This window comes from Dietzia sp. 2505, from assembly GCF_040546785.1.
GTDB lineage: Bacteria > Actinomycetota > Actinomycetes > Mycobacteriales > Mycobacteriaceae > Dietzia.
In genome coordinates this window covers 156,213-171,839 of sequence record NZ_JBEPON010000009.1, presented here as the reverse complement: position 1 = coordinate 171,839, position 15,627 = coordinate 156,213, and the positions used below count along the sequence as shown (strand labels likewise).

Sequence of the window (15,627 nt, the reverse complement as noted above, 5' to 3'; positions counted from 1 at the left end):
TGTGCCGTCGTGCAGTATTACCTCAGCCTGCTGGGATTCGCGGCAGTCGACTCGGTCAACCTCCTGGCCTTCGCCGTGATCGCCGGGCTCTGGCTCACGGCCGCCGGCCGAGGGGGAGGCTTCGCCTCGCGCGCCGCCCGTTTCACCGGAGGCGCGTTCTGCGGCATCGTCCTGCTCTCGCTGGTGTCGGTGTGGGTGATCGGCAACAACCAGGAGTTCGTGCGCAGCCTCTTCTACAACCTCTGGGCGATGCTGGTCCTGGGCGTGGTCGGCCTGGTGATCACCGTGTTGGGACTGCGCAGACCCGCGGAGGCCAAGGAGGACAGCGTCGAGGCCCCGCTGACCCAGACCGTGCTGCAGAGATTCGGCATCATGGTCACCGGCATCTCGCTGGGTGTCATCCAGTCGGCGACCTCGGCGCCGTTCGCGGCGGGCATGGTCCTCATCTCGTTCGCCGAGACCCCGTGGTGGTCCAAGCTGCTGCAGATCCTGTTCTTCGCGGTCATCGCGATCCTGCCGAGTACGGGGTTGATCATCGCGCTGTCGAGGGTCGACTCGTCCGGTGTCGCCGCGGCGACCCGCAGGATCGACAGGTTCCTCGTCTACGGCCGCGTGGCCGGTCGGCTGCTGACGCTCGTCGTGGGTGTGGCGCTCGTGCTCCTGGCGGCGGTGCGCATCGTGCAGCTCAGCGGGATGCTGTCCTAGCCGTATCGTGTCGGGCCGTATCGTGTCTGAGCCGGATCCTAGGGTGGCGGCGATCACCGTGGAGGGTGGTCCACGAACCTGCAGGGGGAGACATGGCGGAAGACCAGATGGATCAGACCGGCGGCGCGGTGCTGTGCGAGGACGGTCTGATGCGGCCGCCCTGGGCGGCGCGGGATCCCCTGTTGCGGGAGTATTACGACACCGAATGGGGGATGCCGGTCCATGACGAGGCCGGACTCTACGAGCGGCTCGTCCTGGAGGGCTTCCAGTCCGGCCTGAGCTGGCTGACGATCCTGCGTAAGCGTCCGGCGTTCCGCGAGGCGTTCGCCGGGTTCTCTCCCGACGCGGTCGCGGACTTCGGCGAGCCCGACGTCGCCCGGCTCATGGCGGACGCCGGGATCGTGCGCAATCGGCGCAAGATCGACGCGGCCATCGGCAACGCACGCGCCGTGATCGCGCTTCGGGCGCAGGGCGGACTCGGGGAGTTGATCTGGTCCTACCGGCCGGAGCGCACCCCGGAGCCCCGGACCATGAGCGAGGTGCCCAGCCGCTCCCCGGAGTCGGAGGCGCTGGCCGTGGACCTCAAGCGGCGGGGCTTCAGCTTCGTGGGCCCGGTGACGGTGTTCGCCCTGATGGAGGCCATCGGGGTGGTCGACACGCACCTGGTGGACTCGCATCGACGCGGCACCTCCGGCATCTGGTCCCGCGAGGGTACGACCTGACCGCGCCCGCCCCCCGGCGTCAGCCGGGCTGCCCGGCCTGAGCGGTCGGGTCGGCCCGGACCGGAAGGGCGGGCAGGTCGGCGCGGGGCGGGAGCTCGGGGGAGGTGCCGGCGAGGGCCCCGGGTTCCGCCAGGTGCCCGGTGGCCGGCCAGCTCAGACAACCGGGGATCCCCCGCAGCGCCGCCATCCGGGCCAGGGAGAGGTCCAGGTCCACCCTGCTCAGGGCGCCGTCGGCGAGGGCGAGTTCGACGGCGTCGAGCGCCTCGGAGATCCCGGCGGTGGTGATCCAGAGCGGAGAGTCGGCCCCGGCGATGAGCGACTCGGCGACCGCCCGGGGAAGGGGGAAGTCGTTGGTCACGGCGCGCATCCCGGACAGGTCATCGGTGAAGATCGCACCGTCGAAGGGCGGGGCGGCGTACCCGTGACCCTCGCGGAGCAGGCGGTAGGCCGCCGGGGAGAGTGACGCCGGCCGGTCGACGCCCGTGAGGCCGGGCACCTGCTGGTGCCCCAGCATCATCCCGGCACCGGGGGTCTGGGCGAGCTCGGAGAAGGGCCGGAGATCGTGTGGGAGGAGCTGGTCCAGCGGCGGCACGGTCACCGATTCGTGGTGACTGTCCCCCGATGAGCGGCCGTGGCCCGGGAAGTGCTTGAACACCGGAGTCACGCCGGCGTCGAGGAGGCCGGCGGAGAACGCGCGCGCGTAGCTGACCACCCGGGCCGGGTCCGGGGAGAACGACCGGTCGCCGATCACGGCCCCGTCCGGCTGGTCGGACACGTCGACGGAGGGGGCGAAGTCCACGGTGACGCCCATCCCGCGGAGGAACTCACCGCGGGACCGCGCCGCCGACCGGACCTGCTCGGGGCTCATCGTGGCGGCCATGACACGGGCCGACGGCATCGGTCCGGCGTAGGGGGCGATGCGGGACACGCGACCGCCCTCCTCGTCGATCGACACCAGCAGCGGCAGCGGCGAGTCCTGCTGGAGTCGCGCGAGGCCGTCGCCGGAGACGACCTCGCCCACGACGTCGCCGCCGAGGAAGATCCCGCCGATGTTGTGCTCGTCGACCGCCCGACGCGCGTCGGCCATCGAGCTCACACCCACGGTGAACAGCTGCGCGATCCGCTCCCGCTGGCTCAGCGAGTCCAGGGGCGACTCGCAGGCAGGGGCGGGGGGCAGGGCCTGCTCCGAAGACCGGACGGCCGCGCGGTCCTCCCGGGGCCCGGTGTCGACGGCGCCGTCCGCGCCGCAGCCGACCAGCGCGAGTCCGGCGGCCAGGGCGGCGACCGTCAGTCGGAGCCGGCTGGGGGAGCACACACCTCGAATGTAGCCGCTGGACCGTCGGCGGCCCGTGGGCCCCGGGTCCGGTTCACCCACCGGCCAACTGTGGATGCGAGGGTATGCGGATGTCGTCAACGCTCGCCCGTCGCCTCGGCCTGACCGATGCCGTGGTGGTGGGCCTCGGCGCGATGATCGGTGCCGGGGTGTTCGTGGCGTTCGCCCCCGCGGCGGCCCGCGCGGGGTCGCTGGTGTGGGCGGCGCTCGCCGTCGCGGCGGTGGTGGCGGTGTGCAACGCGCTGTCGTCGGCCCGGTTGGCCGCGCGGTTCCCCGCTGCCGGTGGCACCTATGTCTACGGGCGCGAGCTGCTCGGACCGCTGCCGGGGTTTCTCGCGGGCTGGGGTTTCGTGGTGGGTAAGACCGCGTCCTGCGCTGCGATGGCACTCACCGCGGGTCTGTATGTGTGGCCGGAGCGCGCCCACGTCGTGGCCGCCGCCGCGGTTCTCGCGCTGACGCTGTTGTCGGTGTGCGGAGTGCAGCGCACGGCCACCGCGTCGAAGGTGCTCGTGGGGGTCGTGCTGACTGTGCTGGCGGTGTTCGTGGTGGCGGCCTGGACCTCCGGGCCGGTGTCTCTCGGCGCGGTGTCTCTCGGCGCGGCACCGGCCGTGGACGGCGAGCCGTGGCCGGCGCGCGTGCTCGGCGTCCTCGGCGGCGCCGGGTTCTGCTTCTTCGCCTTTGCCGGGTACGCCCGCATCGCCACTCTCGGTGAGGAGGTCCGCGAGCCCGCCCGGACCATACCGAAAGCGGTGGTGATCGCGATCTCCGTGGTGATCGTCGTATACGCGGTGGTCCTGGCCTCCACGGTCCACGTCCTCGGGGTGGGGGGCGTGGCGGCGGGCCCGGCCCCGGTCCTGGACGCGGCGCAGCGGATCGGCGGCGGCGAACTCGCGCCGATCGTGCGGGTGGCCGCCGGGATCGCGGCGTTGGGCGCATTGCTGGGCGGGATCCTGGGGGTGTCCCGCACGACCATGGCCATGGCCCGCGACCGGCATCTGCCCCGGGGGTTGGCCTCGGTCCACCCGACCACCCGGACGCCGTATGTGGCCGAGATCTGCGTGGGCGCGCTCGTGGCCGGGATCGTCCTGGTGGCGGACGTGCGCCAGGCGATCGGGTTCTCGTCGTTCGCGGTACTGGTCTACTACCTCGTCGCCAACGCGGCGGCCCTGCGGCTCACCCGTGAGCACCGCCGTCTGCCCGCATGGGTGCCGGTGCTGGGCGCGGTCGGCTGCGTGGTGGTGGCCGGGAGCCTGCCGTGGCAGTCCGTGACGGCCGGGTTCGCCGTGTTCGCCGTCGGTGGGGTGGTCTACGCGGTCACCCGACGTCGCGCGATCCCTCCGGGCGTACCGTCTCAGACATGATCGAGCGCCTGCCCCGGGTCCGCGACCGACGTGACCGCCTCCTGCCGGGCCACCTCCGCAGGCCCGTCGTCGGCGCCCCGATGGCCGGCGGTCCCACGACGCCGGAGTTGATCGCCGCGGTCGGTGAGGCGGGCGGCCTGGGGTTGATCGGGTCGGGATACCTCGACGCCGCGGCCACGCGCGAGGAGATCGACCGGGTACGGGCGCTCACCGACGCCCCGTTCGGCGTCAACGTCTTCCTGGTGGACCGGGACGACTCCGGGGCAGCCCTGGCCGCCGCCGGAGGGCCGGAGGCCGTCGAGCGCTACTCGGCAGCGATCGCCCCGGTCGCCGAGCGGCTCGGCATCACGATCGCCGGGAGACCGGACTTCACCGACTTCGACCAGGCCGCCACCCTCGCCTCGCTCGTCGCCGAACCGGTCGACGTGGTCTCCTTCACCTTCGGCATCCCGGGTCGGGACGTGGTGGAGGCGCTGCAGGAGGTGGGCACGGCGGTCGTCGTCACCGTCGCCGGCGTGCAGGACGCCCGGCGCGCGGTCGAGGCGGGCGCCGACTGGCTGTCGGTGCAGTCCGCCGAGGCGGGCGGGCACCGGTCGACCACCAGCGTGGGCGAGGAACCCGACTCCGTGACCACCGTTGACCTCGTCCGCGCCGTCCGTGCGGCGCTGCCGGATGTGCCGTTCGTCGCGGCCGGCGGGCTCAGCACCCCGGAGGATGTCGCCGAGGCTCTCCGGGCGGGAGCGGACGGTGTGCAACTCGGGACCGTCCTTCTGCGCACCCCGGAGGCGGGCACGAGCGCCCTGTACCGCGCGGCCCTGGCCGATCCACGGCTCACTGAGTCGCGGCCGACACGCTGCTACACCGGACGCTACGCACGCGCACTGGTCAACGGGTTCGTGGACGAGTTCGACGCGCTCGCACCACCGGCCTACCCGCACCTGCACGTCCTGACCGGACCCATGCGCAGGGCCGCCACCGACGCCGGGGACGCCGAGGTCCCGCCGCTGTGGGCCGGCTCGCGATGGCGCGCCGCCGACGCCTACGCCGATCGACCGGCTGCGGAGGTCGTCGTCGAACTCTGGGACCGCGCCACAGGTTCGCCATCGAGCTGAACGGTCCGCTACCCGTCTGCGGGTAGCGGCCTGCGCAAGACGGTAGCGGAATCGCAGGGGGCCGGGCTGAATCGCAGACGGCGCGGCGGGTCAGACGGCGCGGCGCTCGGCCTCCGCCGCGATGTCCGCCAGGTCCTGCTCCATGGCCTTGCGTGTCGACCTCTCGGCGAGCCCGCCCATGACGGCCATCGCGACCCGGGAGATCGCCGGGGCGTGAGCGGTGTGGGCTGCGAACCGCATCCGCAGGGTCGATCCGGCACCGTCGGGACGCGGGGTCACGGTGAACACCGTCTTGTACTCTGTGCCGCCGTTCTCGGCGACGATCGCGGTGGAGTGGGGAGGCTCGGCCGCGACTACCATCATCTCCTCGGTGGCCTTCATGCCGAACATCCGACGCGTCTCCCGCCACCGCAGTCCCGGCTGATAGGGGCCGGGTGTGAGGATCTCGACCGCCAGGACACCGCTGAGAATGCGGTGCGCTGACGGGATGTCGGTCAGCACGGCCCAGACCGCGTCGGGGTCGGCGGCGACGTCACGGGAGAGATCGAGCTGCATGGGATCCAGGCTACCGGGGCGTCCCGGCCACGGGCGCGCACGAATCGTGACGGGCGCGCAGGAATCGCCACTGCTGCGACGGGGAAGCCTCTGCAGCGCCGGAAATGCGGAAACCGGCCCCGCCGAAGCGGGGCCGGTCACACGCGGTGCCCGTTCCGGGCTTGACCCGGCCCGGGCGGTGCGCCGTCAGGCGCGTCGGCTCAGGAGCCGAAGTTCTCGACGAAGCCACCGAAGAAGCCGAGGACCTGGGCGATGAGGTCGGTGCCGAAGTCGGCGGCCTCGGAGCCGGTGTTGACGTTGGCGGAACCGGTGGCGATGCCGTTGATGAAGTCAGAGATCATGGTGTAGATCCTTTCGTCGTAACGGCGGTGGACTCTCCACCGCCGAGGTCTGCGTCGTTCGGACGCTCGTTGGGTACATCCGGACGACTGGGGCCGACGTTACCCAGCCGTGACGTCGAACCCCACCTGACGAGGGGTTTTACGGCCCCGGTGGCGGTAAGCCCGCGTTCATAGGGAGTGGAAGGACGGGACTGGGATTGCTCAGGTGCGAGCTATCTCACATTTTCTTCCGGGGAGCGGAACGGGAGCTCCCGTCCGGCCGGGCCGGGCCCTGTCGGCGGGCCTAGACTCGGACGCGTGAACGCCACTCGCCCCGAGACCCGCCCCTCCGGACCGATCCCTCTGCCCGCCGGCTTCCGCGCGCACGCCGGGGCCGCGGGTCTGCGCGAGGACGGTGACGACGTCTTCGTCGTCGTCGCCGACGGTCCCGCCGTGACCTCCTCGGCGGTGTTCACCCGCTCGCTCTTCGCCGGGCCCTCCGTGGTGCTCAGCCGGGAGAACGCCGCCGGCGGCCGGGCGCGTGGCGTCGTGGTGGTGGCGAAGAACGCCAACGTCGCCACCGGCGAGCAGGGGATGGCCGACGCGCGCGAGGTCCTGGAGCGGGCGGCCGGAGCCGTGGGGGTGGCGCCGGAGGAGTTGCTCATCGCCTCCACCGGCGTGATCGGCCGGCGTTACCCCATGCCGATCCTGCGTTCCCATCTCGACGGGTTGGCCGATGCCGACTTCGACGCCGACGCGGTGGCCCTCGCCAGCGCCATGATGACGACGGACACCCACCCCAAGACGGCGCGGGTGGAGGTGACGACGACGACGGGCGGCACCGCCCAGGTCGTGGGCATCGCCAAGGGGGTCGGGATGGTCGAACCGGACATGGCCACGATGATCGCCGTGATCTTCACCGACGCCGCCGTGGAGCCCGGCGTGCTGGACACCGCGTTCCGGGGCGCGGTGGACGGCACGTTCAACTGCCTGTCCGTCGACACCGACACCTCCACCTCCGATACCGCGATCGCGCTGGCCAGCGGCGCGGCCGGGCCGGTGGACCAGGCCGAGCTGCGGCGGGCCCTCGAGGCCGTGTGTCTGGACCTGACCCATCAACTGGCCCGCGACGGAGAGGGGGCCACCAAGTTGCTCACCGTCGAGGTCACCGGGGCCCGCGACCGCGACCAGGCCAAGCGGGTGGCCAAGGCGATACTCAACTCCCCGCTGGTCAAGACCGCCGTCCACGGGGCGGACCCCAACTGGGGCCGGGTGGCCATGGCGATCGGCAAGTGCCACGAGGACACGGACATCGACCCGGAGCGGGTTCGCATCGTCTTCGGTGACCTCGAGACCTACCCCGCCTTCCCCGGTCAGGCCGAACTCGAGCGGCTCACCGAGATCATGCGGGCCGAGGAGGTCACGATCTCTGTCGACCTGGGTGTCGAGGGGGGAGCCGCCGACGGCGCCTGCACGGTCTACGGGTGCGACCTCTCGCGCGAGTACATCTCGATCAACGCCGACTACACGACGTGAGCCCGCCTGAGGGCGCGAGCACGGCTGAGGACGCGAGCGCGGCCGAGGACCTCGAGGCGATCCGCGCGGTCTTCGCCCGCCGGCTGTACGTCATGGACACCAAGCGGTGGGACGCCTACGGGCCGTGCCACACCGAGGACGTGGTCAGCGAGTCCTGGGCGGCCGGCGGCGGGGCGCCCGAGGTACGCGGTCGCGAGGCGCTCACCGCCGCGATCCGCTCGACTCTCGACGGCCGCGTCCCGGTGACGAGCGTGCACCACGGGCACACCCCGCTGCTGGAGCTGACCGGCCCGGACCCGGAGACCGGCGACCCCACGGCCACCGGCATCTGGGCGATGGAGGACCGGCTGTGGTGGTCGGTCGACGGCCGTGAGCACTGGCTCCACGGCTGGGGGCACTACCACGAGCGGTACCGCAGGGTGGACGGCCGGTGGTTGATCGCCTATCGGCGGCTCGAGCGGACCCGGGTGGACACCGGCCACACCGACGCCTGACCCCCTCCCGTGGTTCAGCCGGCGGGGCCCGGCGGTCGGCGAGCCATCGAGAGGATGGTGTCGCGGGTGTCGTGCCACACCCGACCGGTGATGTCGCCCCACGGGTCGTGGCCACCGGGCACCAGCGAGACGCGGGCGGGGTCGCCCACCCGGCGGGCTGCCCGTACGTAGGCCTCGGACTGCTCGGGCGGCACCACCTCGTCGTCGCGACCGTGGACGCACACCACCGGGACCCCGGTGGGCAGGTGGGTCACGGGCGAGGCGTCCCGGTAGCGCTGACGGCGCGAGTCGGGGCGGCCCCCGAGCAGTCCGGCGACGTACTTGTCCCCGGACTCCTCGGCACGGAGAAGGTCCGCGACCCCGGCGAGGGACACACAGCCCGAGACGGGGACGGCGGGGCGGGACCCGGGCAGAGAGGACGGTAGTCGTGCCCGCCCGGCGACCCACAGCGCCAGGTGCCCGCCGGCGGAGTGCCCGGCGACCACCACCCGTTGCAGGTCCAACCTGCCGCCCACCTGCGCCGAGACCTCTACGAGGTGGTCCACGGCCCGGCACACGTCCGCGACCGTGGTGGGCCAGCCGCCTCCGGAACCGACCCGGCGGTACTCGATGTTCCACACCGCCACGTCGAAGGAGGCCAGGTCGCGTGCCTGGTTCTCCATGTAGGCCAGGCCCATCGAGTCCTTCCACCCGCCGCCGTGGATCAACACCACCACCGGCAGGGCCGGGTTGGCCGACTCGGGCAGGTAGAGGTCACCGAAGGTCTGACCGTCCGTGTCGCCGGGCTCGCCGTAGTGCACCCGGCGCGGTTCGGTGACCGGGACCGCACCCTCGGGCGCGACGTAGGGACGGGGAGCCGCGGAGTCGGGGCTCGGGCCGGACGTCGCCACGTCCTCGACACCCGCCCCGAGGGCCGAGGTCAGCGCCCATCCCGCCGCGCCGCCCGCGCCCAGCGACAGGCCGATCAACAGGGAACGGCGGGAGAGGTCGGTCCCGCCGCGGCGCGCCCGTCGGTCGGACGCACGGCGGCTGTGCGCACGGCGACTGGGCATGCGGGGACTGGGCATGCGGCGGCGGGACCTCCTCGAGTGGTGTCCCCGGCCTCAGGCCTTGCCGGCGACGACGTCGTTCTCCGCCCCATCGTAGAAGGGGATGTATCCCTTGTCGGACGACAGGACGTAGAGCGGGTCGTCGAACCGGGAGGTGTCGAACGCCTGCTCGCGCAGCTCGGTCTTGCGGCTCTTGTAGGTGGACGTCACCTCGAGCTCCTTGGAGAGCCGGATGAACAGCGGAACCGCGTACGACGGCAACGACCTGCGCAGGTGCTCCGCGAGCGCGGCGCCGTCGAAGTCGGACTTGTCGTGCAGCCGCACTGCGGCCATGCCCGCCTTCCCGTCGGCACCCGGCACCGGCACGCCGTAGACCACGGCCTGGTCGACCTCGTGGCGAGCGCTGACGGCCGCCTCCACCTCGGTGGTCGCCACGTTCTCGCCCTTCCACCGGAAGGTGTCGCCCAGGCGGTCGACGAACGAGGCGTGCTTGATGCCCTGGTCCAGCATCAGGTCGCCCGAGACGAACCAGGCGTCACCGTCACTGAAGGCGTCGCGGATGACCTTCTTCTCCGTGGCCTCCTTGTCGGTGTAGCCGTCGAAGGGCTGGGTGTCGGAGATGCCGCTGATCAGCAGACCGATCCCGCCCTTGCCCACCTTGGTGAGCCGGCCGTCCGCGCCGCGGCGGGGCTCCCCGGTGTCCGGGTCGTAGTCCACGATCGCGAAGTCCATCGGGCAGTAGCCGGTGGTCTTGGGGATGTTGAAGGCGTTGACGAACGCGATGTTGCACTCGCTGGCCGCGTAGAACTCACAGATCCGGTCGACGCCGAACCGCTGTTGGAACTCGTCCCAGATCTCGGGGCGCAACCCGTTGCCCGTCATCACCCGGATGGAATGGTCACGGTCGCCCGGACCGGGTTCCTGGTTGAGCAGGTAGCGGCAGATCTCGCCGATGTAGATGGCGGCGGTGGCACCGGCCGCACGGGCCTGGTCCCAGAACTTCGACGCGGAGAAGTGCTCCTCGACGGCCAGGCACGCGCCGGCCGCGAGCACGCAGCCCAGGCCGACCGTGAGCGCGTTGTTGTGGTACATCGGCAGCGGACAGAGCAGGACGTCGTCCTTCTTGAGCCGCACACCCGACAGGCCGAAACCGGCGAGCGCGCGGTTCCAGCGATAGTGGGACATGGTCGAGGCCTTGGGCAGGCCGGTGGTGCCCGAGGTGAACACGTAGTACGCGGTCTCGTTGCCCAGCGTCTCGTCCGCCTCGGGCGGGTTGGTGGCGCCGGCGTCCGCGCCCAGCTTCTCCACCTCGTCCTCCAGCCAGGTGAGATCGGAGAGCTCGTCCGGGCGGTGGCCCGCCGTGAAGTCGCGGAACGGGAGGTCGACCTCGGTCCCCACGGCGATCAGCTCACCGAGCCACTTCTCGCGGGGGATGGACCCGGCGGCCTCGGCGCACTCCGCCCCGATGAGGACGACCTTCGAATCGATGATCTTCTGCGAATGCTCGAGGACCTCCCCGCGCTGGTGGTGGTTGAGCAGTCCCACCGAGGCGCCCACCTTGACGGCGCCCAGGATGGCGAGCATGACCTCGGGCCGGTTGACCATGCAGATCCCGACCGTGTCGCCGCGCTCGACCCCACGGGCCTTGAGCACCTGGGCGAAGAGGTTGGCACGCCGGTTCGCCTCCCCGTAGGTGATCTCCGAGCCCAGGAATCGCAGGAACGGGGCGTCCGGCTGGCCGGCCGCCAGTTCCTGGAACCTCCTGCCGATGGAGATCTTGTCGGTCCCGCGGGACTTGCGGACGATCCGGAGACCACGCAGGACGGTCGGCAGGTCGGAGACGAGAGAGGGCAGGCCTCCCGCCAGGTCGAACGGAGTGAGGGTCCTGGCTCCCTGGGACGTGCGGCGGGTGGTGTCTTCGGTCGTGTCGGTCACGGCTTCTCCTCTTTCGGGGTGGTGAGTGACTTGGCGGGATCTCCGGCGAGGCCGCGCCACGCGAGTTCGACGACCACTCCTGCGGCCACCGATTTGGGTATGGACCGGTGTGCGACGCGGTCGGCGACCGCCTCCCCGGCCCCGACGAGCGCGGTGGCGACCACCTCGAGCACCTCGCGGCTGCGCCCGTCCACCGAGTTCTGCGCCAGCAGGTCGGTGGTCAGGTCCACCAGGACGGAGCGGGTCTTCTCGACCTCGTCGCCGAACGCGGGTTCGGCGACGGCCTGGCGGTACACGACGTTCCACGAGTCGGCGTGGTCGTCCACGTAGTCGAGGAACGCCTCCACGACGCTCTCCAGACTGTGACGCGCACCGGTCCCACTGGTCGCCGCGGAGGTGAGATGGTCGATGAGTCGACCGGATTCACGGGTCACGCACGCGGAGAACAGTTCCTCCTTCGAGCCGTAGTAGAGATACAGCATCGGCTTGGAGATCCTGGCGTCTTTGGCGATGGTGTCCATCGACGCCGATCGGTAGCCGAGGTCGGAGAACACGCGGATGGCCGAGTCGAGCATCTGCTGTTCGCGGATCGCGCGTGGGATCCGTTTGGTCCCCGTCGTCACAGGACTCCTTCCGGCGGGACGTGGTGTCGTGTCCCACACCAACTTACCGGCCAGTAAGTAGTTGTGGGCGACACTACGCACGATCCACGGGGTGCCGGGTGATACTCTTTCGGCGTCGGCGTGCCCCGGGGCACCGCCAGGACACCCCATTCTCGTGACCCGCAGGGAGAACTCGATGAGCTTCGGTACCGGAGCGCTCGCCAGCGCAGTCGGCGGAATCGTCCTCGGCGGCATCGTCGCCTTCGGAGCCAACTCCGCGATGGCCGAGAACTCCATCCCGGAGGTCGCTCAGCCGCCCGCCGACCAGGCCCTCCTCGGCCAGGTCGAGTACGGCGCCCGCTAGTCCCCCCTCCGCGCCGGCCGAGGTGACCCGCGGGATCCGTCTCGGTGCAGGCGCGCGCGACGCGGTCGTCGCGTTTTTCGGTTTCCTCCTCCTCGCCTGCCTGCAGTCCCCGGGTCTGGTCGTCCCGGACACCAAGTACGACCTCGTCGTCGACCCCGGACGGTTTCTCGCCCAGGCCACCCACCTGTGGACCGGACTGTCGTTCGGCGGACAGGTCCAGAACCAGGCGTACGGGTACCTCTTCCCCCAGGGTCCGTTCTTCGCGCTGTTCGACCTGGTGGGGATGCCCGCCTGGCTGACCCAACGTCTGTGGTGGGCCGTCCTGCTGACGGTCGCCTACGTCGGCGTGGTCCTGGTCGCGGCCGCCTTGCGGATCGGCACCCCTCAGACCAGGGCGGTGGCCGGGATCCTCTACGCGCTCGCCCCGCGGATGCTCGGCGACCTCGGGTCGATCTCCTCCGAGATCTGGCCAGTCGCGCTGGCACCGTGGGTGCTGCTCCCGGTGGTGCGGGTGTTACAGGGGAGGATGTCCCCTCGCCGGGGTGGGGCCGGTGCCGCGCTGGCCCTGGCGTTGATGGGTGCGGTCAACGCGGTCGCCACCGCGGTCGCGTGCCTGCCCGCGATCCTGTGGTGGCTCATGTACCGCCCCGGTCGCACGTGGGCGCGGTTGACCGCGTGGTGGCTGCCCCTCTCGGTAGCGGTGTGCCTGTGGTGGGCTGTTCCGCTGGTGCTCCTGGGCCGGGTCTCGCCGCCGTTCCTGGACTACATCGAGTCCGCCGAGGTCACCACACGGTGGTCGTCGGCGACCGAAGTACTGCGCGGGGCAGCGACATGGGTGCCGTTCGTGTCGACGGACCGGCTGGCCGGAGCGGCGCTCACCAGCGAGCCGGTGTTCGTCCTGGCCACCGGCGTGATGGCGGCGGTCGGTGTGCTGGGGCTGCTCCACCGGGCGATGCCCGCCCGGGGCCGGCTCCTGGTGATCGCCGCCGTCGGGCTGGTGGCGATGGCGGCGCCGTGGGTCGGCCCGGCCGGCGGTGGACTGGCTGAGACGCTGCGCGCGTTCCTCGACGGCGCCGGCGCGCCGCTGCGCAACGTCCACAAGTTCGAGCCGCTGGTGCGCCTGCCGTTGGTCCTGGGTACCGCTCATCTGCTGGCGCTGCTGCTCTCCGGTCTGCACGGGGGTCCGCGCCGCGGGGGTTCACCGGCCCGGGGTCAGGATCACGGCGTAGGGGGCGCACCGGTCGCCGTCGGCTGGACCGCCGTCGCCCATCCCGAGCGCAACCGTCCGGTCGCCGTGGCCATGGTCGTGATCCTCGCGGGAACGGTGGCGGTGGCCCCGGCGTTGCTGGGCCGGCTCGCGCCGGTGGGTGCCCACGCCGCGATCCCCGACCACTGGACCGACGCCGCCGACTGGCTCTCGGAGAACGCGCCGGTCGCCCGGCCGGGGGCCGGGGATGTCGGGGGCGGGGATGTCGGGGGCGGGGATGTCGGGGGCGGGGACCTCGACCCCGCCGCGACCACGCGCGCTCTGGTGGTGCCGGGGTCGTCCTTCGGCCGTCAGGTCTGGGGCGTCACCCGCGACGAGCCCCTGCAACCACTGGCCACCACCCCGTGGGCGGTCCGGGACTCGGTGCCGCTGCAACCCGCACCGGCGATCCGTGCACTCGACGCCGTCCAGCGCCGCCTCGCCGACGGCAACCCCGCCCCGGGTACGGCGGCCACGCTCGCCTCGCTGGGCATCGGCTTCCTGGTGGTGCGCAACGACCTCACAGCCGACTCCGGTGCACCCCGGCCGGTCTTGGTCCACCAGGCGATCGACGGCTCCCCGGGCCTGGTCAAGGTCGCGGAGTTCGGGGAACCGGTCGGGGGAACGGAGGTCGACGACGAGTCGGTCGTGGTCCCCGACTCCGGCCTCCGCCCCGCCTATCCGGCGATCGAGATCTACCGGGTCGATTCCCGGCTGGGTTCGGACGCCGTGTCCCCGGGCCCGCCCCGGTCGGCCACGGCCCCGTACACGGTGGAGGTCCGCGACCTGCCGGTGGTGGCCGGCGGGCCGGAGTCGCTGTCCCGGCTCGACGACCTGCTCGCCGTGCGGGACACGGTCGGGTCCCCGGCCAGGGTGACCAGACTGCTCGAGGCCGACGCGGACGCGGCGGGCGTGGACCCGGCCTCCGATCCCTTCCCCCGGCCGCGACCGGTCAATTCCACCGCCCCGGTCCTCACGGACTCCCCGACGGACCGGGAGACCGACTTCGGCCGCCTCGACCACCACTCGTCGGCGGTCCGGGCCGAGGGCGACCCCCGGCGCAGCCGTGGCGCGGTCCCGGACTACGCGGCCACCGTGTCGGATACGGAGCCCCCACTGGCGCAGGCCCGGTGGTGGGACGCGCGGGTGCGGGCCTCGTCCTCGGCATCGGACTCCGCCCAGACCGGCCCGGTCCGGCCCGCCCGATCGGTGGCGGCGGCGGTCGACGGCGACCCGGACACCGCCTGGCGTTCCGGGGGCTACGGTTCGGCCTTCGGCCAGTGGATCGAGGTCGACCTCCCCGAGCCCGTCGACCGCGGTCTGCTCCGGATCACGGTTCCCGTCCCGGACGCGGGGCCGGAGGTCAGCAGCCTGCAGATCCGTACGGACTCCGGCACCACCACCGCGAATCCGACCGGAGGCGGAGAGCTGGTCGTGGCGCTGCCCCCGGGACCCACCGAGACGGTGAGGGTCACGGCGACGGGCTTCGCCGACGGGGGCCGTGGCACCTACTTCGAGGTGTCGGACCTCGCTCTGAGCTCGGCCGGCCAGGACATCCCGCTCCTGCGGGTGGTGGCGCTACCGGACCGGCCACCGGGTTCCGGGGCGCCGTCCGGCTGGCTGCTGCGGCAGGAACTGGGCGGCCGCTCGGACTGCGTCCACGGCGGGAGCCCGGTCGAGGGTCTGGCGGGGGCCGAGGAGGAGACCGGCGCGGTGCGGTGCGCCCCGGAGCTCGCCATCGAGGCCGAGGAACCGTCGCGCTTCGCCCGGCTGCTCGACGTGCCGACCGGGACCGAGGTGCTGCCGCAGCTCCTCGTGCGCCCGCGGGCCGGCGAGGCGTTGGACGACGTGCTGCGAGGCGACCCCGCCACGCGCGCGCGCCAGGTCCGGGCCCTGGGGGAGTCCCTGGTGACCGACCCCGCCGGCGGTCCGTCCGCGGCCGTCGACGGGGACCGGTCGACCAGCTGGTACGCCCCCGACGCCCCCTCGCCGACGCTCGAACTTCGACTGCCCGGCCGCCACCTGGTCGGCTCGATCAGGGTGTGGGCACCGCGGTCGGCCGCCCCGGCCGCCCCCGGGGTCATCACCGTGGACACCGGCCTCCAGACCACGCGCGTCGACCTCGACGCGATCGCGCCGGAGGAGGACGGGTCCGTCGTCGTCCCCCTGCCCGCCGACCACACCGACCGGGTGACGATCCGGATCGACGCCGCGCACGACGTGCGGACCCCGGGCGGGACACAGGTGCCGGGCGGGATCGCCGAGGTCTGGGTGCGCGACGGCACCGGCGCCC

General features: G+C 72.5%; 13 protein-coding genes and 1 pseudogene. 8 read left to right on the top strand and 6 right to left on the bottom strand.

Annotated elements, in window-relative coordinates:
* The first annotated feature begins 9 nt into the window (after positions 1-9).
* Positions 10-705 carry a hypothetical protein gene (locus ABIE38_RS16420; RefSeq protein WP_354058095.1) on the top strand — a complete coding sequence of 232 codons (696 nt, stop codon included), beginning with the start codon at positions 10-12 and terminating at the stop codon, positions 703-705.
* A 92-nt stretch (positions 706-797) separates the two neighbouring features.
* Positions 798-1,427, top strand: a complete 630-nt coding sequence (locus ABIE38_RS16415; protein WP_354058093.1) for a DNA-3-methyladenine glycosylase I — start codon at positions 798-800, stop codon at positions 1,425-1,427.
* Between the two features lie 19 nt (positions 1,428-1,446).
* Here the strand turns inward: ABIE38_RS16415 and ABIE38_RS16410 are convergent, their stop codons facing one another.
* The gene (locus ABIE38_RS16410; RefSeq protein ID WP_354058091.1) at positions 1,447-2,742 is read right to left on the bottom strand and encodes a glycoside hydrolase family 3 N-terminal domain-containing protein; all 1,296 of its coding nucleotides are present in this window, start codon (positions 2,740-2,742) and stop codon (positions 1,447-1,449) included.
* Positions 2,743-2,831: 89 nt separating this feature from the next.
* Here ABIE38_RS16410 and ABIE38_RS16405 point away from each other — a divergent pair, with 89 nt between their 5' ends.
* Together ABIE38_RS16405 and ABIE38_RS16400 are read left to right on the top strand one after the other, a co-directional pair.
* Complete coding sequence (locus ABIE38_RS16405) at positions 2,832-4,121, top strand: APC family permease (protein WP_354058090.1); 1,290 nt, start codon at positions 2,832-2,834, stop codon at positions 4,119-4,121.
* Complete coding sequence (locus tag ABIE38_RS16400) at positions 4,118-5,233, top strand: NAD(P)H-dependent flavin oxidoreductase (protein ID WP_354058088.1); 1,116 nt, start codon at positions 4,118-4,120, stop codon at positions 5,231-5,233. The genes ABIE38_RS16405 and ABIE38_RS16400 overlap by 4 nt, the downstream gene beginning before the upstream one ends.
* A 90-nt stretch (positions 5,234-5,323) precedes the next feature.
* Here ABIE38_RS16400 and ABIE38_RS16395 read toward each other — a convergent pair whose 3' ends face one another.
* Both ABIE38_RS16395 and ABIE38_RS16390 read right to left on the bottom strand, forming a co-directional pair.
* Complete coding sequence (locus ABIE38_RS16395; RefSeq protein ID WP_354058086.1) at positions 5,324-5,788, bottom strand: SRPBCC family protein; 465 nt, start codon at positions 5,786-5,788, stop codon at positions 5,324-5,326.
* A 200-nt stretch (positions 5,789-5,988) separates the two neighbouring features.
* On the bottom strand, positions 5,989-6,129 hold the full coding sequence (locus ABIE38_RS16390; RefSeq protein ID WP_182637356.1) for a hypothetical protein: 141 nt from the start codon (positions 6,127-6,129) through the stop codon (positions 5,989-5,991).
* A 297-nt stretch (positions 6,130-6,426) separates the two neighbouring features.
* Between ABIE38_RS16390 and argJ the strand changes: the two genes are divergently transcribed.
* Both argJ and ABIE38_RS16380 read left to right on the top strand, forming a co-directional pair.
* Positions 6,427-7,644, top strand: coding sequence for a bifunctional glutamate N-acetyltransferase/amino-acid acetyltransferase ArgJ (gene argJ, locus ABIE38_RS16385; RefSeq protein WP_354058084.1), 1,218 nt, complete (start codon positions 6,427-6,429; stop codon positions 7,642-7,644).
* Positions 7,641-8,138 carry a nuclear transport factor 2 family protein gene (locus tag ABIE38_RS16380; protein WP_354058082.1) on the top strand — a complete coding sequence of 166 codons (498 nt, stop codon included), beginning with the start codon at positions 7,641-7,643 and terminating at the stop codon, positions 8,136-8,138. The genes argJ and ABIE38_RS16380 overlap by 4 nt, the downstream gene beginning before the upstream one ends.
* Before the next feature lie 14 nt (positions 8,139-8,152).
* On the opposite strand, the gene ABIE38_RS16375 is transcribed toward ABIE38_RS16380, so the two are convergent.
* The 3 genes from ABIE38_RS16375 to ABIE38_RS16365 are packed head-to-tail and all read right to left on the bottom strand — an operon-like array spanning position 8,153 to position 11,745.
* Positions 8,153-9,205: an alpha/beta hydrolase family protein gene (locus ABIE38_RS16375; RefSeq protein WP_354058081.1), complete on the bottom strand. Its 1,053-nt coding sequence runs from the start codon at positions 9,203-9,205 to the stop codon at positions 8,153-8,155.
* A gap of 36 nt (positions 9,206-9,241) precedes the next feature.
* Entirely contained in the window at positions 9,242-11,122 is a 1,881-nt protein-coding gene (locus ABIE38_RS16370; RefSeq protein ID WP_354058079.1) for a long-chain-acyl-CoA synthetase, read from the bottom strand.
* Positions 11,119-11,745 carry a TetR/AcrR family transcriptional regulator gene (locus tag ABIE38_RS16365; RefSeq protein ID WP_259848067.1) on the bottom strand — a complete coding sequence of 209 codons (627 nt, stop codon included), beginning with the start codon at positions 11,743-11,745 and terminating at the stop codon, positions 11,119-11,121. The genes ABIE38_RS16370 and ABIE38_RS16365 overlap by 4 nt, the downstream gene beginning before the upstream one ends.
* 154 nt (positions 11,746-11,899) lie before the next feature.
* Here ABIE38_RS16365 and ABIE38_RS16360 point away from each other — a divergent pair, with 154 nt between their 5' ends.
* Positions 11,900-12,088, top strand: coding sequence for a DUF2613 domain-containing protein (locus tag ABIE38_RS16360; RefSeq protein WP_346034821.1), 189 nt, complete (start codon positions 11,900-11,902; stop codon positions 12,086-12,088).
* 22 nt (positions 12,089-12,110) lie between these two features.
* A pseudogene (locus tag ABIE38_RS16355) lies at positions 12,111-15,572 on the top strand (alpha-(1->3)-arabinofuranosyltransferase domain-containing protein); the annotation flags it as partial.
* Positions 15,573-15,627 lie beyond the last annotated feature (55 nt).

What these genes read in the sequence shown, in the direction of transcription:
- ABIE38_RS16395 (WP_354058086.1), bottom strand. Translation starts at nt 5,788, where the DNA reads ATGCAGCTCGATCTCTCCCGTGACGTCGCCGCCGACCCCGACGCGGTC.
- ABIE38_RS16400 (WP_354058088.1), top strand. Translation starts at nt 4,118, where the DNA reads ATGATCGAGCGCCTGCCCCGGGTCCGCGACCGACGTGACCGCCTCCTG.
- ABIE38_RS16375 (WP_354058081.1), bottom strand. Translation starts at nt 9,205, where the DNA reads ATGCCCAGTCCCCGCATGCCCAGTCGCCGTGCGCACAGCCGCCGTGCG.
- ABIE38_RS16405 (WP_354058090.1), top strand. Translation starts at nt 2,832, where the DNA reads ATGTCGTCAACGCTCGCCCGTCGCCTCGGCCTGACCGATGCCGTGGTG.
- ABIE38_RS16415 (WP_354058093.1), top strand. Translation starts at nt 798, where the DNA reads ATGGCGGAAGACCAGATGGATCAGACCGGCGGCGCGGTGCTGTGCGAG.
- ABIE38_RS16390 (WP_182637356.1), bottom strand. Translation starts at nt 6,129, where the DNA reads ATGATCTCTGACTTCATCAACGGCATCGCCACCGGTTCCGCCAACGTC.